Origin of the sequence: Exiguobacterium sp. s70, assembly GCF_018618315.1 — a bacterium.
Taxonomy (GTDB): domain Bacteria; phylum Bacillota; class Bacilli; order Exiguobacteriales; family Exiguobacteriaceae; genus Exiguobacterium; species Exiguobacterium chiriqhucha.
Map to the genome: position 1 here is coordinate 150,193 of NZ_JACSLV010000003.1, position 18,982 is coordinate 169,174.

Below are 18,982 nucleotides of genomic sequence, written 5' to 3' on the forward strand. Positions count from 1 at the left end.
TTTACCCTCCGCTCACCATCGGGATGACGGCGACCGTGTCTCCGTCTTCAATCATGTAATCATCTGTCTCATAACGTTCATTGACCGCGAACATGAGACGTTCCGCTCCCGACACGCCACGTTCCATCAACCCTTCCCGCAACGAAGCGATTGTCGTCGGTGCCGATACCGTGTAAGACCGCATCGCGAGCTCCTCTGCCACATGGGCAAAACATAATACTTCTATCATGAGTACGTCACTCCTTCCGGGCGTCCGGGTAATTGTTCTTTTTGGTCACCAATCCATTTCGTGCCGTCGGTCCAGTGCTCCCGTTTCCAAATCGGGACAATCTCTTTGATCCGTTCGATAGCATAGCGATTTGCTTCATACGCGTCGGCTCGATGGGAAGAACTCGTCGCGATGACGACTGCTTCGTCCAGGATATCGAGACGTCCAATTCGGTGATGGATGGCTGTCAACGCACCAGGCCATCGTTCTGAGACTTCATGCCCGATTTGCTCGAGCATCTTCTCCGCCATCGGTACGTACGATTCGTACTCGAGGAGCTCAGTCTGTTTAGAACCGGTCATTTCCCGCACCGTTCCGATAAAGAGCACGACCGCACCGACATTTCGATGTCGGACCGTTTCGTAAAGTGCCATCGGCTCGAGCGGATGTTCATTTACTTGATACCACTTCATCTGCCATCCACCTTTCTACCATATCCAGCAAGCGTGCCCGGTCTGCCATAGCATCTCCGCGTGCAATGACGTTCATCAAACCAATCGGTTGTTCCTGTCCGTCTCGCACGAGCACCACTTTCGGATAGTCTTTTTGCTTATAACCTTCAATGAGTAAGATGTCGACGTGAGACTCATACAAGTTCAAGAGTAGTTCGAACGTGTCACCGGCTTGCCATTCGATTAACGTGCTGTCTTCACCAATCACACTCGATAACACCGCACCCGCCAAGGCGTGACGATGCGAGTCCGACATCGGTACGTCGATTGCTCCACCATGACCGTGATGTTTGATGACGCCGACACGGAGCCCCTTCGCCGACAACCGCGCTATCAAATCAGAAACGAACGATGTCTTGCCGCTATTTTGATAGCCGACCACTTGTAAAATCAAAGCTGATCGATGATTCGACATCGAACCGTGTCCCCCTTCTGAAACCCTCTCGTCCCGCCCGGCAAATGAATCAATGCATTGCACGTCGCGAGCGAAGAGACGATTCCCGATTTATCTTTACCACTCGGATGAACGACCGCCTGTCCGACCTCGTCGATTGTTATATGTCCACGTACAAATCGGTCAAACGGATTTGCTTTCGGGAAATCAGCACCAAGCGTCGCTTCGACGACCGGACGCTCTGCTTGCCCGAATAACGTCTTCATATACGTCCCGACAAATAGTTCCGTGCCGACGAAGCAGGCCGACGGATTGCCAGATAATCCGAATAACAGCCGACCTTCGAGGTGCGCGACTGTCGTGACGGACCCTGGCCGCATCCCGACTTTATTGAACAGTACTGTCGCTCCGAGCGCATCATACACATCGGGCAAATAATCGAAATCGCCGACCGATACCCCGCCTGTCGTGACGATGGCATCACTCGACTGAAGCGCTTCTTCGACCGCCCGCTTCGTCGAAGTGAACGTATCCGGCAAGATGCCGCCATATGTCGCTGTGCCACCGAGTTCCTCAATCTGAGCAAGAATCATATACGCATTCGAATTATAAATTTGACCGTCGCCTTTCTTGCGTCCCGGTTCGACGAGCTCGTCTCCGGTCGCGAATACGGTGATGTGCGGTTTCACGTACACGTCAATTTGTTCGTAGCCGAACGTCGCGAGCAAGGCGATCACGCCCGGATTGATGCGGGTGCCTCGGTCAACGATATTCGTCCCCATCGCCACATCTTCTCCGCGATAGGAGATATTGGCGTCACGGGCCGGTCGTTTGAACGTCACGACTCGTTCATCTGCTTGCACGAGCTCAAGCATGACAATCGCATCCGCCCCGTCTGGGATTTTAGCTCCGGTCATGATGCGAATCGCTTGGCCAGCGCATAGCGGTTCTCCGACGTGTCCAGCTCCCTGCACGTATTGAACAGGCAAGGTCACCGGTTCGTCGCGACTCGCAGTCAACAAGTCCGCGGACTGGACGGCAAAGCCGTCATACGGTGATTTATCGAACGCTGGAACGTCATGCGTCGCGACGAGGTCCATCGCTAAAATTCTTCCGTGCGCTCGATACAATGGCACCGTTTCCGTCTTGGCTCGCCCCGACATTTCTTCGACGAGTGCAATCGCCTCGTCGACGGCGAGCGGCTTTCGAAATAGGGTCGATCTCTTCTCCATCACTTCACTTCCTTCCAAGCAGTGCTTCATAATCATTTGGCGTATTCACATTTTTAAACCAGTCCCGTTCTTCGAACGAGACGATGGTCGCCTCGGTCAAATGAGGCATGACCGCCCGTTCACCTCGATGTAAGGCAGCCACAAACTGCGATTCCATCGCCCGTGGATAGAGGGCGATGAGCGGATGAATTCGATTGTCGGCGTAGGCGACGACCGGTTGATCTCTTCGCTCCATCGCTAGGCGTTCATAAACACTTGCTGGCACCAAGGGCGTATCGCACGCACAGACGGCGTACCAATCACTCGTAACGTGCCGCATGACAGTGACGATGCCTGCGATAGGGCCCATGCCTCGCCATTCCGTGTCGTCTTCGAGTTGATATGGGGTCGTCGACTGTCCGGCCGGAACGACGCTCCACTGGGTCGCCGTCGTCGTGGCAAGGATGTTCCTTGCTCGTTCTTCAAACGAGGCGTCTTTGTAGCGAGCTTGCCATTTAGGGGCGCCGAACCGACGCGATTGGCCGCCCGCCAAAACGATGCCAATCATCGCGTCGCTTCCCAGACGATGTGCGAAAGCTCGGGGAGAATCAAACGGGTCATCGCCAAGTCGACGGCGCCCCGTGACCCTGGCATCGAGAAGATGATTGTATCCCCGATACGTCCGGCGAGAGCGCGCGACAACATCGCGGCCGGTCCGATGTCGTCCGTGAAGCTGACGTGACGGAACAACTCGCCAAAGCCGACCATCTCCCGGTCGAGCAGTGGTCGAATCGTCTCGATGGTGACATCGCGCTTCGTAATTCCCGTCCCACCGGTCGTCAAGATGACATCCATCTTCTCATCAACCATTCGTCTGACGGCCGCCTCAATCTCTATCGGATCATCTTTCGTGATTTCACGGTATGTGACTGTGTGGGCCTCTGCTTTTAACAATGAGCAAATATGTTCTCCCGAAACGTCCGTATCGAGCGTGCGTGTATCCGAGATTGTTAAAATCGCGGCCCGGACACGCTTTGTATTTTCATGTACGTGATTGTGTGTCTGCATGGTTTTCACCCTCCGATGTAACTCATTTCAATCCGGTTGCGTGTCCGGTTCCCATTTCGTGATCGTTCTTCCGAATAGCGATCGTCGCGCACTTCCCATACCATTTTTAACGTCATCGCGATGAGGTCGTCACTCGCTCCGCTGCGAAGCAGCTCGCGAATATCTGTCCCTTCTTCCGCGAACAGGCACGTATACCATTTGCCATCGCTCGATAGCCGGCCTCGTGTACACGTCCCGCAGAACGGTTGACTGACCGAAGAGATAAAACCAACTTCTGCTCCATCATCGTAGCGATAACGTTTGGCCACCTCCCCGAGCGCCTCGGGAGCAAGTGGTTCGAGCAAGCCGTTCTGTTGGCGCAACACGCCGAGTATTGATTCAGACGATACGACATGTTCAACGTTCCACTCGTTCGCTGTGCCGACGTCCATGAACTCGATATAACGGAGCGTGATGTTCCGTTCTTTAAAATAGGCGGCCATCGGGGCGACTTCATGATCGTTCCAACCTTTCCGGACAACCATGTTCACTTTCACCTCGAGCCCTTGTCGTTTCGCCTCATCGATGCCTCGTAACACCGTTTCAGGCGACGTCCCGCGCCCGTTCATCATCCCAAACGTCTCGGCTGATAAGGCGTCTAGACTCACATTGACCCGGTCAAGCCCGGCTTGCTTCAACACCTTCGCCATCCGTTCTAAATACACGCCGTTCGTCGTCAATCCGATCGTTTCGATGGTCGTGACCGCCCGCAGGCGGCGAATCAACTCATCGAGATTCGCTCGAAGTAGCGGTTCGCCTCCGGTCAAGCGTACTTTCTTCACGCCATGCGGAGCGATAATCCGAACGAATCGCTCAATCTCATCGAATGATAACAACTCATCTCGCTTTAAAAATTGGTGGTGGCGAAACGCTTCTTCAGGCATGCAGTACCGGCATCGGAAGTTACATTTATCAATCACCGAGATACGCAAATCTTCCAACGGTCGTCTCCGACGATCGGTCCATGGTGTCATGTGGGTTCATCCTTTCTGTCAACGACAGAAGGGACCTCCTAAGTCCCTTCCCAAAAGTCAGCGAATCGGCTTTTCAGCACCGTTCCGCAAATAGTAATAAATTGTAGTGACGATTGAAATCGCGTAGAGTCCGAGCATGACGAACAACGCGCCATTGAACGAACCGACGAGTTCGAGCGACCAGCCGAACATTTTCGGAATGAAGAAGGCGCCGTAAGCGGCAAACGCTGCCGAGAATCCGACGACGGCCGGTGTCTTCGTTGCCACAAACACGTGGGGAATCATCGCAAACGTCGCACCGGAGTTGAGTCCGGTCGCGATGAACAGAACGACGAACGAGATGAAAAACATCGTCAAGTTGTCGTTCGTGATGGCCAGGATGACACTCATCGTCCCGAGCGCCATGACACCGAACACGACCAATGTCACTTTGGCCGCTCCGACCTTATCACTAATCCAACCTCCGAATGGACGTGAGGAAGCGCCGAGGAACGCACCAAGGAAGGCGAGTGCCAACAAGTCCGATTCAGGGAACTTTAATTTCAAAATCATCGGGAACGCAGCGGCATATCCGATGAACGAACCGAAGGCCGCCGTGTAGAGCAACGTTTGAATCCAAAAGTGCTTGTCTTTGAACACGCTCGCCTGTTCTCGAATCGATTGGCGTGCCGTCGGTAAGTTATCCATGAACAAGTAGGCACAGACTGTCAATATGATGGTCGGCACGACCCAAAGCAGCGCCGCGTTTTGGAGCCAAATCTGTTGCCCGGTCTCAGTCACGAGGGCGTTGCCGCCAATGAATCCGAATATACTCGTCGTGATGACAAGCGGTGTGATCAATTGAACGAGCGAGACGCCCAAGTTCCCGATGCCTCCGTTAATCCCAAGCGCCGTCCCTTTTTTCGCTTTCGGATAAAACGCACCGATATTGGCGTTTGACGACGAGAAGTTCCCCCCACCTAGTCCGCAAAGAGCGGCCAAAATCATGAACACCCAATACGGTGTGTTGACGTTTTGCACGGCGTAGGCGATACCAAGGAGCGGCAACAACAAAATCGACGTCGAGAAGATCGTCCAGTTCCGCCCGCCGAATATACTGTTCGCAAACGTGTAGAAAAAGCGCAACGACGCCCCGACAAGTCCAGGCAGTGCGGCCAACGTGAATAATTGGCCTTGAGTAAAGCTGAATCCAATCGAATTCAATTGGACGGCCGCGACCGACCACATCTGCCAAACGATGAACGCAAGCGTCAGGGCCGGGACTGAGACAAGTAGGTTGCGATTGGCGACTTGTTTCCCCGTCCCTTCCCAGAACCCCACGTCCTCTGGCTTCCACTCGGCGAGTGCATGCGACCCTTTGTCTAATTGTTGCATTGTCTATTCCTCCTCTAAACGGTTCAATTCGTATCCTAATCCCATCCTATCGACCCCTCCCTTAAAAAAGTGTGCCTTCTTTCACACTTATTTCGCATGTTGAGTTTTTTTATCGGCTTGTCATCAATCTGTGACAAAATCGCCTTTCTTTCGGTTCTGTGACATTGAACACAGAAAAACCCTCCCCGATTCCTTATCGTAAGGAATAGAGGAGGGATAACTGTGTCACATCTTATTCAAATTCATTGCGCATCCGAGGCTCGTTTGGCGCTGCAGCCATATTTCTTCAGTCAAGATGGGGCCCATGTGTTCCGCGTCTTCGGTGTCTCGATTGCCGAAGCGGCGTTCACGGAGACGGGCATCACCGTCACGTTCCCACTGGAAAGTCCGATGGAAGAACTGCAAGCCCTGCATGACTTGCTTGTCCGAATCGATACAAACCACGACGTGACGATCGATGATACCCAGGCGGTCATCGGCTACCTAGGGGACGGGACGGTGGTCACCGTCTATCGCCACTTCAAACGTTGGCTGGACTTTTTGTCCGCAGCGCGCGTTCGCTCGATGGAAGGTGTCGTCGTCGAAGTCCGTGCTAACGGGGTCAAGCTAGCCGAAGGAGTACTTCGGTCTTACGAGTTGATGGAAGATGGCGATTTTTATGTATCGGCCTGTACAATCGAGGCCGATGGGTTAGAACATTTCGAGGGCGAGCTATCACTTGCCGCCGTGATGTGATCAATCGATGACACAGACTGAAATGGGACAGTCCTCACAATGGTTGAGCTGTTTCAAGCGGTCGAGGTCATGAATGATGATTTGACGAGACGGGAGCGACAAAATCCCCTCTTGGGCGAGCTCGTTCAACATGCGGTTCACGCGTTCGCGCGACGTTCCGCAATAGTTGGCGAGCTCTTGATTTTTCAGTTTCAAGTCGATGAGAATGCCACCTTCGACTTCCACCCCATAGCTGTTCGCCATGCGAATGAGCGTCGAATAAAGCGCCCCTTTCTTCCCGTTCAACACCAAGTCTCTAAATTTCGTATGCTGCTTCCGCATATGTTCGTTAATCATAATCATGAACTCGCGGACGAACTCGGGATTCGATGACAAAATCATCGTTTCAATCCGTTCGATTTTGACCGCATAAATTTCACTGTCTTCTAACGCTTTCGCGTTAAACAGATATTTCGGATCGATTGCGAACAACGTCAATTCTCCGCAACAAGCCTCAGCGCTTAAACAACGTAACGTCAATTCTTTTCCATTTTCCGTCAATTTCGAAATTTGGATTAGTCCACTCTTTACAATATAAAATTCGGATGCGTCTTCTTGTTCCCGGAACAGAAACCCGCCTTTGGGGACATGAATGATTCGATGTGCCAATTTTTTTGTTTCCTCGAGCACCATCGATTTACTTGAATGAGCCATTTCCACCGACCTTCCTTAAAAACACGTTGCACCATATGAAAGCTTGCCTTCATTCTAAACACAAACCCCCTCGAAACGCAATCAACATTTGGAAGCGTTTCAAGGGGACGACTATTCTTTCGTACGATATTCAATTTTTTTCCAATATCGATATAATAAGGCGATCAATCCGACATTGATGATGGCGATGGCCATATATAGTCGCATCGAGGCATGATCATACACCATATAGCTCTCAATTGTATATTGCAACAGCACCATGTTCGTCGCGAGCAACACGACCAGTCCGATTAAACTCCAACCGTTACGCCCCATGATGAATCTCTCTTCCGACCGCAAAGATTTTCCCATTCTCAATCTCCAGTAGGATTTTAGGAAGCTCCCGTTGTGGCGGACCCGCTTGCGGCTGTCCATCCAGACCGAAGTAGCCGCGGTGGCATGGGCAGAGGAGCACATCTTCTTCCTCTACATAAAACACAGGACACTGCAGATGTGTACATTTGTTGTTATAGGCGACGAACTCACCGGTCTTTAAATGAACAAGCAACGATGGTTCCGTACCCGGATATTCAAATTCGAGTGATTTCCCTCGCTCGAGCGCCTCGACCGTCGTGATGAACTGACGGTCGGTTCTCGGCTCGCTTCGAACGAAGGTCGCGATATTGAACGGGACCGTCGCGAGACCGAGCGCGATGCCGGCCCCAAACGTCGATTTGATGAAGGCCCGTCGGTTCAGTTTCACATCATCGGCCCGACTCAAGTTATCGACAAGTGCGGATAACCGTTCCCGCTCTTTTGAATCTTTCGACATAAGTCATCTTCCTTTCTGCCTCAGTCGGAATAGACGCCAAAGAATTCAGGGACGTAATTCCATTTATCGTCTTGTGAAGGTTTTTTTCCTTCAATCATGTTCATTTGAACGCGCTGACGACGCAGTTGCATCATCTCGTCATGGTCAATGAAACGAATCGCATCTGACGGACAAACTGACGCACACATCGGCGCGATATCATGTTTGGAACGGTCGTAACACATGTCGCATTTATACATCTTGTTCTTCTCAAAATCGAACTTCGGAATCCCGAACGGACAAGCGAACGTACAGTTCCGGCAGCCGATACATTTTTCTTCGGAAGCCGATAAGACGACACCTTCTGGCGTGATTTGAATCGCATTGGCCGGACACACTTGAGCACAAGCTGGATTTTTACATTGCATACAGATCATCGGGAACGTCTGACGGTTCTCCGAGAAATCGATATAGTCCACGTAGTTGCGCTCAAGTCCGTCATGATCGCCACATTCGCGGCAAGCCGCCTGACAAGCTCGACAGCCGATACAGCGTTCAAATTCTAAATACATGACTTTATTCATTTCGTATGAACCTCCTCATCCATGACGTGACAGCTCGTCGCAATCGCATGGTCCGCCATGAACGGTACGCTCGAACCGAGTGGCACCGTCAACGGGTTAATGTGTAGCGGCGTATTCGCCGGTAACTTCTTCAGTTGAACCGCGCATACTTTGAACTCAGGCATGCGTGACATCGGATCGAGGCACGGATTCGTCAATTGATTGATGGCGAGCTCTTTGCCCCAATGGTAAGGGACAAAGACGGTATCGTTTCGAATCGCCTTCGTCAAACGCGCCTCGACGACCATCGCTCCGCGGCGTGTCCGCAGTTCGACTTTGTCACCTGTTTGTAGGCCATAACTTGAGGCGAGCTCGGGATGAATCTCCACGAACGGCAATTTTGACATCGTGCTCAAGAAATCGACACGACGCGTCTGGTTGCCCGACAAGTAATGGAAGACGACACGGCCTGTCGTGAGCGTGACCGGATATTCTTCATTCGCATATTCGCCGGCCGGTCGATACGTGACGACGGGCAAATTCGCTTTCCCGTTTGCCGTCCCAAACCGTTCTTTGAACATCGTCGGTGTGCCCGGATGGTCTTCAGACGGACACGGCCAGAAGACACCATATTCGTTGTCGATTCGTTCCCACGTGATTCCGGAGTAGTCGGCCGCTCCACCTTTTGTCGCGATGCGGAACTCCTCCCAAATGTCACGCGCCGTCTCGTACGGGAAGTACTGTCCGCGTCCCATCCGTTCAGCAATCCGCTTCATGATTTCCCAGTCTGGAAGCGAGTCTCCGAGAGGTTCGCGCACTTTCCGGATCCGAATGACACGTCCTTCTAGGTTCGTCGTCGTCCCTTCATCTTCGGCCCACGAACAAGCCGGCAAGACGACGTCCGCGAACTCGCAAGATTCTGACATGAAGAAGTCGCTGACGACGAAGAAATCGAGCTTATTGAAACTGTCCCACACGTACGGTAGGTTCGGTGCCGAGACGGCCGGATTCGAACACATGAGGTGCATCGCCCGAATCGTTCCCGCTTGAATCTCATCGAACATTTCGAATGCAGACACACCTGGTTTTGGCATCTCGGAAGGATCGATGCCCCAGACACCGCTCACATATTCGACGGCTTTCGGGTCAGTTAACTTCCGGTAGCCCGGTAACAAATCGGCTTTTTGTCCATGTTCCCGTCCGCCTTGGCCATTCCCTTGCCCGGTCATCGTAGCGACACCCGAGGCGAATTTTCCGACCATGCCGCGCAGAAGTGCCATCGACGTGTAAAGCGAGACGTTGTCGACGCCTTTTGACTGTTGTTCGACACCACGGGCAAACAACATGACCGACCGTGGGCTCTTTCCGTAAATGTGACCTGCCTTTTCAAGTTTTTCGATAGCAATCCCCGTCACATCACTCGTCCGTTCGAGCGTCCAGTCACGGACCGACGCCTTCAACTCTTCGTAGTTATCGCAACGCTCATCCACATACGCTTGATCGACATAATCGTGTTCGACTAAAAAGTTGAGCAGTCCCATCGCAAGCGCCGCATCCGTCCCCGGTTTCAAATCGAGGTGGACATCGGCGACACGCGCCATCGGAATCTCACGCGGGTCGGCGACGATGATTTTCGCGCCTTTGTCCTTCGCTTTCCAAATATGCTGCGTCGTCGTCGGATGACATTCGGCGATATTCGAACCGGCGACAAAGAACGTGTCGACATGCTCGAACTCCGTCCACGGGAGTGTCGCCCCGCGGTCAATCCCGAGTGTCTTTAAGAAACCGCCGGCGGCAGATGACATACAGAAGCGGCCGTTATAGTCGATGAATCGTGTGCCGAGTGCGACCCGCGCATACTTCCCGACGAGGTAACATTTCTCATTCGTCATCGAGACGCCGCCGAAGACAGACACCGCATCCTTTCCGTGCTCTCGTTGAATCCGTTTAAAGTTCGCTTCGATCACGTCGAGCGCTTCGTCCCATGTCGCTTTCTCAAACTTGCCATTCCGCTTGATGAGCGGTGTGAGGATACGGTCCGGATGCTCAATCGTTTGATAGGCTGTGACGCCTTTCGGGCAAAGCTTGCCTTTATTCACCGGGAAATCGTAGCGTGGTTCGACGCCTTTGACGGCCCCGGTCTTCTCATCGACCCGGATGTGCATGCCGCACTGCATCCCGCAGTAGCAACAATGGGTCGTAATCAGTTTCTCACCAGGTTTGATTAAGTTCTGTACTTCTGGCGACGTTAAAAAGTCACTCATCGTCTTCCCCTCCATAGAACGTCTCCGCTCTTCGTTTTGAAAATCCACTGACGTGATAGCCGTTAATCGTTTGAAGCGGATAATGCATCCCGTCACTTCCTGGCCGTCCAAGCGCCGAATCGAGCCGGGCCCGACGACGACAGGCGTGACAGAGGTCTTGGACCGTATGTGCCGCATCGACTTTCACGAGTTGGTCCGACCCTTCGAGCATTTGTTTTACTTGTTCAATCTCTTCAAGCGTCCCAGTCGGTTCTCCGCATTTAACGCACAGGTGTCTCATCTTTTGCCTCATCTTTCGTCTCCTTCGGCCGGCCGAACCCTGGCATCGACATGCCGGTATTCGTATCGACCGGGTGCGTCGATAACTGTCCATTCATCAAGTTCAACTGCATCTTCACACGCATCGAACGTCGACACGGTTGGCAGTAATCCGACAGCTGGGTCCCGTCACTGAGTCCGAGCTGAATCGTCTGTGCTTGTAAAATCGCTTGGACGTCCTCGACTTGATTGTCCGTTGCATAGCGTGTGCCACACCCAGCGCAGACACGCGTCTCATCCGCTTCGACTTCCCGGTAGTTCATCGGTACGCTGGCTGCCATTGGTCGGACCGGCAAGTGGAACAGTTTACCGAACGGGAAGTAGCATAAAAAGATGATGACGGTCAATTGATGGAACAAGGCGAGTTCATGATGAATGAAGCCGCCGAAGAATACGTACGACACGGTCAACAAGAGACCTGATACGGTGACGATGAGCAACATGAGGAGCGGTAAAATATCAAATTCGAATCGCTGGGTCACTTTCACGTCCTGGTCGTTAATCCGGCGATAGAGTGCCATGAGCACGCCGACGAGCAACATGAGCGCGGTGATGTTCAAGCCGTTATAGACAAGCTCGGCGAACAACCCATGCGCGGCCATTTTGATGGTCGGGATGTTGAAGACGATGATTTGATACGTCTCGATATCAATCAAATCAAAGCGCATCCATTGGAACGTCAAGCCGAACGTAATGGCGAACGACCCGAGGCATCCCCAGGCGATCAACATATGTTGGGTCCAGCGGTACCAGCCACGTTCCCAGATGAACTTCTGTAAGACGATGTTATTGACAGTTGTCGTGGCGACGGCTTTACTGGCCCGTTTCTTTTCTGCCTTCATTTGTTTGAGGCTCCGCTTCAATACTTGCGAAGTGGCCGGCCGTGCAAAGAATAACGTCAAACGAACGACCATCCCAATCATGCAAATGACGGCGGCGATATAGTAGCCGAACAACGCCATGTCCACGTGCTCAAATCCTGCCGACGCGATCCACGTCGAGAGCACCAAGGCGGTGAATCCTACGAACGACCACTTTGCAGCGGTCGAATAAAAATAACGATCGGACATATGTGTTCCCCCTTCTCTTTCCGAGCGACTTCATAGTTTCATCATAAAGATGACATCTCGACTTAACTGTTACTTTTTTCACAGATAAGCGATTCGAGACGTGACAGAATAATGAACGAAGGAGGCGTTCCCTTATGAAATCATCATTCAAAATCATGTTATTCCTCACCATCGCGGCCATGCTCGTCGTCTTTTCCATCGGGTTTGTCTTCGCTAACCGGGCGACGACCGAGCCAGACGTCGAAGGATATGTGATTGAAATAAATGAGTCTGACCGCACCGCACTCGTCATCAGCGGCATCACTGCAGAAGAAGCCACGCTCTCTCCTGACACTCTTTTCGCGCAAAGTGAACCGGGAGACGTAAGTTGGTTCAAGTTTCAAGTAAAGGCGACGTTCGAACAAATCGCTGTCGGGGACCACGTCCACATTTGGAAAAAGACCGGCCCAAGTATCTTAAATACTCCGAACCGGTCTTATGTGAAAAAAGTCGCTGTAATCGACTAATATTGACGTTTGCCGTAACGTTCGCTCAGCCATAGGACTAAAAACGCCAGGCCAACCAACCATCCACTCCAAATGAGCGCTTGCTTCATATCGCCGTTGATTGTCGCCATATAAATCGCAGTGGCAAGTGTCATCGTCTCGCCCGGAATGTTCCCGGCAATCATCATCGTGATCCCGAACTCGCCGATTGACCGTGCGAAACCAAGGACGAAACCGCTCGTCAACGCAGGTAGCAGCAGTGGAATCGTCACGTAAGTGAACAGTTGACGTTCTGACCCACCGAGCACGCGTCCGGCCTCATACCATTCCGCATCGAGTTGTTTGAGCCCGAGACGAATCGTTTGGTAGATGAGCGGAAACGCGGCCAAGGCGGACGCGATGACGTTCGCCTGTTTGGTGAACAAGATGGTGACGGGCAAGAACCCACCGATCCCGTTGTTCCCGAGGACCATCAAGGCGTATAACCCGATGACTGTCGGTGGCAAGATGAGCGGCAGTAAAAACACTGTCTCCAGCAACCGCTTTCCTTTAAATTGACGGTGATGCATGAAATAGGCCGCTCCGAAGGCGAGGACGAAGGCGCTCACCGTCGCCATCATCCCGACTTCGAATGTGAGTTGAAGTGGAGATTGCGTCATTTGGAAAATCCTTTCGCCAAAAAGTGAGCTTGGATCTCATTATCAAACAAACGCGCATAGATATCGCGGACGTATGGATCATGCGTTAAGCGAACTGCCGGATACGAAATCGCACCCGTCGCTTCAAATGGGACCGACTGAATCGACTCGATGTCCGTCGTGAGTTCCGTTTTATAAACGAATCCCGCATTGGCGTCACCTTGTTCGATGAGCGTCAGCACTTGTCTCACGTTTTGGGCGAACATGACTCGCGGCTCCACTTCCTCCCACACATCTTCCCCTTCGAGCGCCACTTTTGCGTAACGACCGGCCGGGACATTGATCGGATCACCGATGACGATGCGAGCACATGTATTTAAGTCGTCCCACGTCTCCGCGCACGGTTTCCCTTTCGGTGTTACGAGCCACAATTCGTTATGCAAGAACATATCCCGCTCTAGAATCGGGATTTGTAATCGGTCGACATCGTCAACGCTCGCGGCTAAAAAGATATCTGCCGGAGACCCGTGATTGATTTGTGCTCGCAAAGCGCCGCTCCCGTTCGTCACGACCCGAACATCAATCCCATCGAATTCCGCTTCAAGTTGTCGCTCGACCTCTTCCAAAGCCGGTCCTAAGCTCGCCGCTGCTAGGATGGTCACGGTGTCCTCCGAATCTGAACTCGACCAGACTTGACTTAGTAATAAGGCGACTGCCATCCCTATGATGACTCCACTCACCCGTTTCATGATTGATCACTCCTTTGCTTCTCTTTTATCGTAGCGATTGCTTCGCCTCCCATCTGTATCAAACGTCACAAAAATACACCCCTACGTCAGTAGAGGTGTGCCCTTATTAAGCGAACGTGCGCGCCCGCGGGAATAAAATGTTGTTCTCGAGATGAATATGTTCGAACGTATCCGATTCGAGCGCTTCTAACCGTTGATAGACAAGACGATACGTCCCACACGCACCTTCAGGCGGCGTATAGTCGTTCGTGATGTGCCGAAGCTCTTTCAAGATGTCACCCGCTGCTGCATGTTCTGACTCGAGCAAAGCCAAAATGTCATCAAGCTCCCGTCTCGTTTCAGCTGTCGGTGCCGTCTCATGACGAAGCAACGTCGGGAAGTCTTCCGTCTCTTCTTTGACGATATGTTGTTCAAGTTCCACTTTCAATTGATTGAACAATTGGTGAATGCGACCGAGGTGCGGATGATTTTGTCCGTGAACCCGGAACACTTTTGTCACATATGGTGTGAGCTGAGGCAATTCGTCCGTCAAAAACTGGTGATGCTTATAAATGATGTGCTCAATCAATTCCGAAGAAGAAGCGGCATCCCAATCGATGCTCTTCTCGTTCATCTCTTGCTTGCGTTGATAGAGCGCATTGACTTCTTCTAAAATATCTTCTGTCGACCGTTTCGATTTGTCAGTCGCTTCAGCGAGTGGTCGGTTGCCACCACAACAAAAATCGATTCGGTTCCGTTTGAAGATGTCTGCTGCTTGCGGGCATTGTTTGACGATTTCAGATACGTGCGTATCGCCCGTGAATGTCTGTGTCATCTGTCATAACCTCCATATTCGTTTTGACATGTTTAGCGTAGCAAGAGTTTGACGACAAAAATGTGAAATACGTCACATTTAGGTGAACGGGATTGCCTCGTTCCAAATTTGGACACAAAACAGCCCCTCATTTTGTGAGGGGCGTCGATTAATGGGAAGGCGTTTCAAACTGCTCTGCCTCTGTCGATCCGGCCAGTGCCGTCGTCGACGACTGGCCTCCAGAAATGACGAGTGACACTTCATCAAAGTACCCGGTCCCGACTTCGCGCTGGTGACGTGTCGCCGTATAGCCATGCTGCTCCGCCGAGAATTCAGCTTGCTGCAACTCGGAATAGGCAGCCATCCCGCGGGCTTTGTATCCGCGTGCGAGTTCGAACATTCCGAAGTTGAGCGAGTGGAAACCAGCGAGCGTGACGAATTGGAACTTGTACCCCATCGCACCAATTTCTTGTTGGAACGTTGCGATTTCCTCGTCTGACAGCTTCTTCTTCCAGTTGAACGAAGGTGAGCAGTTGTAAGCAAGCAGTTTGCCCGGATATTTCGCGTGAATCGCATTTGCGAATTGGCGTGCCTCATCCAAATCGGGCTCGGACGTCTCGCACCAGACGAGGTCGGCGTACGGTGCGTAGGCAAGACCACGCGCGATTGCCTGCTCGATGCCTGCCTCGGTGCGGTAAAACCCTTCCGGTGTCCGGTCACCGACGATGAACGGATGGTCGATTGGGTCGATGTCGCTCGTAATCAAATTCGCCGCGTGAGCATCCGTCCGGGCGACGATAATCGTCGACACCCCCATGACGTCTGCCGCGAGCCGAGCGGCAATCAAGTTTTTCACGGCCGTCTGTGTCGGTAGCAACACTTTCCCGCCGAGATGTCCGCACTTCTTCTCCGATGACAGTTGATCCTCAAGATGGACACCGGCTGCCCCCGCCTCAATCATCGCCTTCGTCAGTTCGAACACGTTGAGCACACCGCCGAAACCGGCCTCCATGTCAGCGACAATCGGGGCGAACCAATGCGTATCGCCTTTTCCTTCCGCCGTTTGGATTTGGTCGGCGCGTTGAAGCGCCTGATTGATTCGTTTGACGACGCTCGGCACCGAATTGGCCGGATACAGGCTTTGATCCGGATACATATGTCCCGACAAGTTCGCGTCGGCGGCAACTTGCCAACCGCTCAAATAGATGGCCTCAAGACCAGCCTTTACTTGCTGGATGGCCTGGTTCCCCGTCAACGCCCCGAGCGCGTGGACGTAGTCCCGCTCGTGGAGTAACTCCCATAACCGTTCCGCTCCTTTTGTCGCGAGCGTATGTTCAATCAACACCGATCCCCGAAGTCGCATCACGTCTTCAACTCCGTATGGACGTTCGACCCCAGTAAATCGTTCCGACTGTATCATTTCCTCAACTTGTGCGCGTTGTTCGTTCATATCCATTCCTCCTGTATTATATTAATTCATGATTTAATCATTTGTTATATAACAGTTGGTGCATGCTTAATCCAAGTATGCGCAGCACTCAAGCGCCGATTTGAAGGACGAGTGTTCCATGCCGCAGCAGCGACAGACGTTTTCTTCATCACGTTCTTCCGGTTTCCGGAACACGACGACTTCTTCAACTGGCTCTCTCATGATTTGGAGCGATCCGTCGGCCCGGTCGAGGACGAGGCGCATCAAATCGTTCCCATAGACGAACGCCGTGTTCGCGAGCGTCGCTGTCGATTCCCCTGAGATGATTCGACGGACGACCCAGCGTTCAATTAACTGTTCGCTTTCAATTTTTTTCGTTGTCATAATGATGCTCCTCCTTTTAAATTCGGTTCTAATGCAACTTGATCTAAAAATTCTCGACGGCGCCGGTGCAAAATCGGTTCCGTATATCCGTTCGGCGACTCGTCGCCTTCGAACACTAAATCTTTCGCCGCTTGATAGGCGATTGAACGCTCCACGTCAGGCGTCATCGGACGATAATGCGGGTCCGACGCGTTCTGCGCGTCGACGACACCGGCCATCCGGACGAGCGTCGCTTCCACTTGCTCTCGACTACAGACGCCATGATACAACCAGTTGGCCACGTGCTGACTCGAGATGCGGAGCGTCGCCCGGTCTTCCATTAAGCCGACATGATGAATATCGGGCACTTTCGAGCAGCCGACACCTTGTTCGACCCAACGTACGACATATCCGAGCAAGCCTTGCAAGTTATTCTCGAGCTCCTCGTTCACGTCTTCGTCCGTGTAGTCACGCGTGGCAAGTGGAATCTCAAGCAACCGACTTCGTTCCATCACATGATTGAACGAACGAGCGGCCACTTCGCGTTGGACGTCAAAGGCGTCGACTTGATGGTAATGGAGCGCATGAAGCGTGGCCGCCGTCGGTGATGGGACCCAGGCCGTCGTCGCCCCGGATCGGATATGATTGATTTTTTCGCGCATCATCTCGCCCATACGGTCCGGCATGGCCCACATTCCTTTCCCGATTTGTCCGCTTCGGTGGAATCCGGCGTCGAGTCCTACCCGGACGTTCGACCGTTCATACGCGTCGAGCCAAGCCGAGGCTTTCATCTCACCTTTTCGGCGCATCGGTCCGAGCGTGAGCGAGGAGTGAATCTCATCCCCGGTCCGGTCGAGGAAGCCTGTATTGATAAAGACGATGCGCTCTTTCACTCGTTCAATGCAGTTCTTTAGATTGAGCGACGTCCGACGCTCCTCGTCCATCACACCAACTTTAATCGTGTGACGCGGCAGCTCGAGCACATCTTCAATCGCGTCGAACAAATCGTTCGTGAAGGCGACTTCTTTCGAGCCATGCATTTTCGGTTTGACGATATAGATCGAACGTTCACGAGAATTTTGTCTAGCGTCGAGGTAACGGCTCGAGATGAGCGCTGTGAAAATCCCGTCCAGGATGCCCTCTGGCACTTCACGCCCTGCCTCATCAAGCATCAAATCCGTCGTCATCAAGTGTCCGACGTTGCGAATGAACAAGAGCGACCGTCCCGGTAGCGTGACTTCACGTCCTTCCGGTCCGATATAATGCCGGTCCGGGTTCAATTTCCGTGTGAGTCGTCTCCCGCCTTTCGTGAATGTCGCCTCGAGTGTTCCGTTCATGAGACCGAGCCAGTTCGAGTAGAGCTGGACTTTCTCTTCGGCGCACACGGCCGCGACCGAGTCCTCACAGTCGATGATGGCCGATAACGCTGATTCGAGCTCGATATCGACAAGTCCCGCTCGATCTGTTTTTCCGATTGGATGGTTCCGGTCAAACTTCAGCTCGACGTGAATCCCGTTGTGGACGAGCAGGAGCTTCTTCGGATCACTCGCCTCTCCGACGTAGCCGACGAGACAATCGTCTTGGAACGCGATGCGGTTCCCTTCGATGATGGCGTACGGCCTGCCCTCTGACACGAGATAACCGTCCGTTTCCTCATGTGAGCCTTCCCCGAGCGGAAACGTATCGTCGAGAAACTGTTTGGCGTAGGCGATGACCTTCGCCCCCCGTTCCGGATTATATCCAGCCGTCGGCTCCTCGTCCGTGTCGATGACGTCCGTTCCGTACAAGGCATCGTACAAGCTGCCCCAGCGAGCATTCGCTGCGTTCAACGCATAGCGCGCATTATCGAGCGGGACGACGAGTTGCGGACCGGCCTGGACGATTTCTGCGTCGACGTTCGTGACGTCGATCGTAAAGTCTGGAACGATTGGCTCGATGTAATTGATGTCTTGCAAAAATTGTTTGTATTGGTGCTGATCAAAGGTTGGTCCATGTTCCTTGTACCAGTTCTGTAACAGTCGTTCGTATGCTTCTCGTTCTCGCAACAATGCCTCGTTCCGTTCTGTGAAGTCGTCTAAAATTTGACCGACCCCAACCCAAAACTGTTGCCGTGAAGCCTCTTCGGGCAACACCCGCTCGGCAATCAAGTCGACCAGCGTACGATGGACACGGTATGTGCCGATTCTTACGTATTGTTCCAAACCATCACATCCTCCCGAATAATTGTTATATATCAGTTGAATATAATATAGACTATTATATAACAGTTTGACAACAGTTTTTTTGAATCTTTTTATTTGCCTTCTCTCTTC

The 18,982-nt window shown here is 52.5% G+C and carries 23 protein-coding genes; 2 read left to right on the top strand and 21 right to left on the bottom strand.

Annotated features, from left to right (window positions below; all coding sequences use genetic code 11):
• Position 1: 1 nt before the first annotated feature.
• From KNP84_RS09200 to KNP84_RS09235, 8 genes are read right to left on the bottom strand one after another with little or no spacing between them, the layout of a single operon-like run.
• Positions 2-229: a MoaD/ThiS family protein gene (locus tag KNP84_RS09200; RefSeq protein WP_021068032.1), complete on the bottom strand. Its 228-nt coding sequence runs from the start codon at positions 227-229 to the stop codon at positions 2-4.
• On the bottom strand, positions 226-681 hold the full coding sequence (locus KNP84_RS09205) for a molybdenum cofactor biosynthesis protein MoaE (RefSeq protein WP_021068031.1): 456 nt from the start codon (positions 679-681) through the stop codon (positions 226-228). Before KNP84_RS09205 ends, KNP84_RS09200 begins: the two co-directional genes overlap by 4 nt.
• Positions 659-1,135 carry a molybdopterin-guanine dinucleotide biosynthesis protein B gene (mobB, locus tag KNP84_RS09210; protein WP_214801622.1) on the bottom strand — a complete coding sequence of 159 codons (477 nt, stop codon included), beginning with the start codon at positions 1,133-1,135 and terminating at the stop codon, positions 659-661. Before mobB ends, KNP84_RS09205 begins: the two co-directional genes overlap by 23 nt.
• A complete protein-coding gene (locus KNP84_RS09215; RefSeq protein WP_214801624.1) occupies positions 1,111-2,346 on the bottom strand; it encodes a molybdopterin molybdotransferase MoeA in 1,236 nt (411 codons plus the stop codon). The genes mobB and KNP84_RS09215 overlap by 25 nt, the downstream gene beginning before the upstream one ends.
• A gap of 4 nt (positions 2,347-2,350) precedes the next feature.
• The gene (locus tag KNP84_RS09220; RefSeq protein ID WP_214801627.1) at positions 2,351-2,893 is read right to left on the bottom strand and encodes a molybdenum cofactor guanylyltransferase; all 543 of its coding nucleotides are present in this window, start codon (positions 2,891-2,893) and stop codon (positions 2,351-2,353) included.
• Positions 2,890-3,393, bottom strand: a complete 504-nt coding sequence (locus KNP84_RS09225; protein ID WP_021068027.1) for a MogA/MoaB family molybdenum cofactor biosynthesis protein — start codon at positions 3,391-3,393, stop codon at positions 2,890-2,892. The genes KNP84_RS09220 and KNP84_RS09225 overlap by 4 nt, the downstream gene beginning before the upstream one ends.
• 5 nt (positions 3,394-3,398) lie before the next feature.
• Positions 3,399-4,406 carry a GTP 3',8-cyclase MoaA gene (moaA, locus tag KNP84_RS09230; RefSeq protein ID WP_058765377.1) on the bottom strand — a complete coding sequence of 336 codons (1,008 nt, stop codon included), beginning with the start codon at positions 4,404-4,406 and terminating at the stop codon, positions 3,399-3,401.
• Between the two features lie 57 nt (positions 4,407-4,463).
• Positions 4,464-5,780 (bottom strand): MFS transporter, encoded by a 1,317-nt coding sequence (locus KNP84_RS09235; protein WP_021068025.1) that lies wholly within the window; start codon positions 5,778-5,780, stop codon positions 4,464-4,466.
• A 222-nt stretch (positions 5,781-6,002) separates the two neighbouring features.
• Here KNP84_RS09235 and KNP84_RS09240 point away from each other — a divergent pair, with 222 nt between their 5' ends.
• Complete coding sequence (locus KNP84_RS09240; RefSeq protein ID WP_021068024.1) at positions 6,003-6,515, top strand: hypothetical protein; 513 nt, start codon at positions 6,003-6,005, stop codon at positions 6,513-6,515.
• Here KNP84_RS09240 and KNP84_RS09245 read toward each other — a convergent pair whose 3' ends face one another.
• From KNP84_RS09245 to KNP84_RS09275, 7 genes are all read right to left on the bottom strand, one after another.
• Entirely contained in the window at positions 6,516-7,208 is a 693-nt protein-coding gene (locus KNP84_RS09245; protein ID WP_021068023.1) for a Crp/Fnr family transcriptional regulator, read from the bottom strand.
• A 111-nt stretch (positions 7,209-7,319) separates the two neighbouring features.
• Positions 7,320-7,523 carry a hypothetical protein gene (locus KNP84_RS09250; RefSeq protein ID WP_021068022.1) on the bottom strand — a complete coding sequence of 68 codons (204 nt, stop codon included), beginning with the start codon at positions 7,521-7,523 and terminating at the stop codon, positions 7,320-7,322.
• On the bottom strand, positions 7,513-8,019 hold the full coding sequence (locus KNP84_RS09255) for a QcrA and Rieske domain-containing protein (protein ID WP_215114661.1): 507 nt from the start codon (positions 8,017-8,019) through the stop codon (positions 7,513-7,515). Before KNP84_RS09255 ends, KNP84_RS09250 begins: the two co-directional genes overlap by 11 nt.
• Before the next feature lie 20 nt (positions 8,020-8,039).
• Positions 8,040-8,582 (bottom strand): 4Fe-4S dicluster domain-containing protein, encoded by a 543-nt coding sequence (locus KNP84_RS09260; protein WP_021068020.1) that lies wholly within the window; start codon positions 8,580-8,582, stop codon positions 8,040-8,042.
• Positions 8,579-10,825: a molybdopterin oxidoreductase family protein gene (locus tag KNP84_RS09265; RefSeq protein ID WP_058765372.1), complete on the bottom strand. Its 2,247-nt coding sequence runs from the start codon at positions 10,823-10,825 to the stop codon at positions 8,579-8,581. The genes KNP84_RS09260 and KNP84_RS09265 overlap by 4 nt, the downstream gene beginning before the upstream one ends.
• Positions 10,818-11,105, bottom strand: a complete 288-nt coding sequence (locus tag KNP84_RS09270; RefSeq protein ID WP_021068018.1) for a hypothetical protein — start codon at positions 11,103-11,105, stop codon at positions 10,818-10,820. Before KNP84_RS09270 ends, KNP84_RS09265 begins: the two co-directional genes overlap by 8 nt.
• On the bottom strand, positions 11,086-12,213 hold the full coding sequence (locus KNP84_RS09275) for an MFS transporter (protein ID WP_058765370.1): 1,128 nt from the start codon (positions 12,211-12,213) through the stop codon (positions 11,086-11,088). Before KNP84_RS09275 ends, KNP84_RS09270 begins: the two co-directional genes overlap by 20 nt.
• Before the next feature lie 134 nt (positions 12,214-12,347).
• Here KNP84_RS09275 and KNP84_RS09280 point away from each other — a divergent pair, with 134 nt between their 5' ends.
• The gene (locus tag KNP84_RS09280) at positions 12,348-12,719 is read left to right on the top strand and encodes a DUF3221 domain-containing protein (RefSeq protein ID WP_214836682.1); all 372 of its coding nucleotides are present in this window, start codon (positions 12,348-12,350) and stop codon (positions 12,717-12,719) included.
• Here the strand turns inward: KNP84_RS09280 and modB are convergent.
• The 6 genes from modB to KNP84_RS09310 all read right to left on the bottom strand — a co-directional run bounded on the left by modB (position 12,716) and on the right by KNP84_RS09310 (position 18,871).
• A complete protein-coding gene (modB, locus tag KNP84_RS09285) occupies positions 12,716-13,357 on the bottom strand; it encodes a molybdate ABC transporter permease subunit (protein ID WP_215114662.1) in 642 nt (213 codons plus the stop codon). The two genes, KNP84_RS09280 and modB, sit on opposite strands and share 4 nt — an antisense overlap.
• Complete coding sequence (gene modA, locus KNP84_RS09290; protein ID WP_214836675.1) at positions 13,354-14,085, bottom strand: molybdate ABC transporter substrate-binding protein; 732 nt, start codon at positions 14,083-14,085, stop codon at positions 13,354-13,356. Before modA ends, modB begins: the two co-directional genes overlap by 4 nt.
• Before the next feature lie 106 nt (positions 14,086-14,191).
• Complete coding sequence (gene ric / locus KNP84_RS09295; RefSeq protein ID WP_214801649.1) at positions 14,192-14,899, bottom strand: iron-sulfur cluster repair di-iron protein; 708 nt, start codon at positions 14,897-14,899, stop codon at positions 14,192-14,194.
• Positions 14,900-15,047: 148 nt separating this feature from the next.
• Positions 15,048-16,328, bottom strand: coding sequence for an isocitrate lyase (gene aceA / locus KNP84_RS09300; RefSeq protein WP_214836672.1), 1,281 nt, complete (start codon positions 16,326-16,328; stop codon positions 15,048-15,050).
• Positions 16,329-16,394: 66 nt separating this feature from the next.
• Positions 16,395-16,691 (bottom strand): hypothetical protein, encoded by a 297-nt coding sequence (locus KNP84_RS09305; protein WP_021068011.1) that lies wholly within the window; start codon positions 16,689-16,691, stop codon positions 16,395-16,397.
• The gene (locus KNP84_RS09310; RefSeq protein ID WP_215114663.1) at positions 16,688-18,871 is read right to left on the bottom strand and encodes a malate synthase G; all 2,184 of its coding nucleotides are present in this window, start codon (positions 18,869-18,871) and stop codon (positions 16,688-16,690) included. Before KNP84_RS09310 ends, KNP84_RS09305 begins: the two co-directional genes overlap by 4 nt.
• Positions 18,872-18,982: the final 111 nt, after the last annotated feature.

What these genes read in the sequence shown, in the direction of transcription:
- KNP84_RS09200 (WP_021068032.1), bottom strand. Translation starts at nt 229, where the DNA reads ATGATAGAAGTATTATGTTTTGCCCATGTGGCAGAGGAGCTCGCGATG.
- KNP84_RS09205 (WP_021068031.1), bottom strand. Translation starts at nt 681, where the DNA reads ATGAAGTGGTATCAAGTAAATGAACATCCGCTCGAGCCGATGGCACTT.
- mobB (WP_214801622.1), bottom strand. Translation starts at nt 1,135, where the DNA reads ATGTCGAATCATCGATCAGCTTTGATTTTACAAGTGGTCGGCTATCAA.
- KNP84_RS09215 (WP_214801624.1), bottom strand. Translation starts at nt 2,346, where the DNA reads ATGGAGAAGAGATCGACCCTATTTCGAAAGCCGCTCGCCGTCGACGAG.
- KNP84_RS09220 (WP_214801627.1), bottom strand. Translation starts at nt 2,893, where the DNA reads ATGATTGGCATCGTTTTGGCGGGCGGCCAATCGCGTCGGTTCGGCGCC.
- KNP84_RS09225 (WP_021068027.1), bottom strand. Translation starts at nt 3,393, where the DNA reads ATGCAGACACACAATCACGTACATGAAAATACAAAGCGTGTCCGGGCC.
- moaA (WP_058765377.1), bottom strand. Translation starts at nt 4,406, where the DNA reads ATGACACCATGGACCGATCGTCGGAGACGACCGTTGGAAGATTTGCGT.
- KNP84_RS09235 (WP_021068025.1), bottom strand. Translation starts at nt 5,780, where the DNA reads ATGCAACAATTAGACAAAGGGTCGCATGCACTCGCCGAGTGGAAGCCA.
- KNP84_RS09245 (WP_021068023.1), bottom strand. Translation starts at nt 7,208, where the DNA reads ATGGCTCATTCAAGTAAATCGATGGTGCTCGAGGAAACAAAAAAATTG.
- KNP84_RS09250 (WP_021068022.1), bottom strand. Translation starts at nt 7,523, where the DNA reads ATGGGGCGTAACGGTTGGAGTTTAATCGGACTGGTCGTGTTGCTCGCG.
- KNP84_RS09255 (WP_215114661.1), bottom strand. Translation starts at nt 8,019, where the DNA reads ATGTCGAAAGATTCAAAAGAGCGGGAACGGTTATCCGCACTTGTCGAT.
- KNP84_RS09260 (WP_021068020.1), bottom strand. Translation starts at nt 8,582, where the DNA reads ATGAATAAAGTCATGTATTTAGAATTTGAACGCTGTATCGGCTGTCGA.
- KNP84_RS09265 (WP_058765372.1), bottom strand. Translation starts at nt 10,825, where the DNA reads ATGAGTGACTTTTTAACGTCGCCAGAAGTACAGAACTTAATCAAACCT.
- KNP84_RS09270 (WP_021068018.1), bottom strand. Translation starts at nt 11,105, where the DNA reads ATGAGACACCTGTGCGTTAAATGCGGAGAACCGACTGGGACGCTTGAA.
- KNP84_RS09275 (WP_058765370.1), bottom strand. Translation starts at nt 12,213, where the DNA reads ATGTCCGATCGTTATTTTTATTCGACCGCTGCAAAGTGGTCGTTCGTA.
- KNP84_RS09280 (WP_214836682.1), top strand. Translation starts at nt 12,348, where the DNA reads ATGAAATCATCATTCAAAATCATGTTATTCCTCACCATCGCGGCCATG.
- modB (WP_215114662.1), bottom strand. Translation starts at nt 13,357, where the DNA reads ATGACGCAATCTCCACTTCAACTCACATTCGAAGTCGGGATGATGGCG.
- modA (WP_214836675.1), bottom strand. Translation starts at nt 14,085, where the DNA reads ATGAAACGGGTGAGTGGAGTCATCATAGGGATGGCAGTCGCCTTATTA.
- ric (WP_214801649.1), bottom strand. Translation starts at nt 14,899, where the DNA reads ATGACACAGACATTCACGGGCGATACGCACGTATCTGAAATCGTCAAA.
- aceA (WP_214836672.1), bottom strand. Translation starts at nt 16,328, where the DNA reads ATGAACGAACAACGCGCACAAGTTGAGGAAATGATACAGTCGGAACGA.
- KNP84_RS09305 (WP_021068011.1), bottom strand. Translation starts at nt 16,691, where the DNA reads ATGACAACGAAAAAAATTGAAAGCGAACAGTTAATTGAACGCTGGGTC.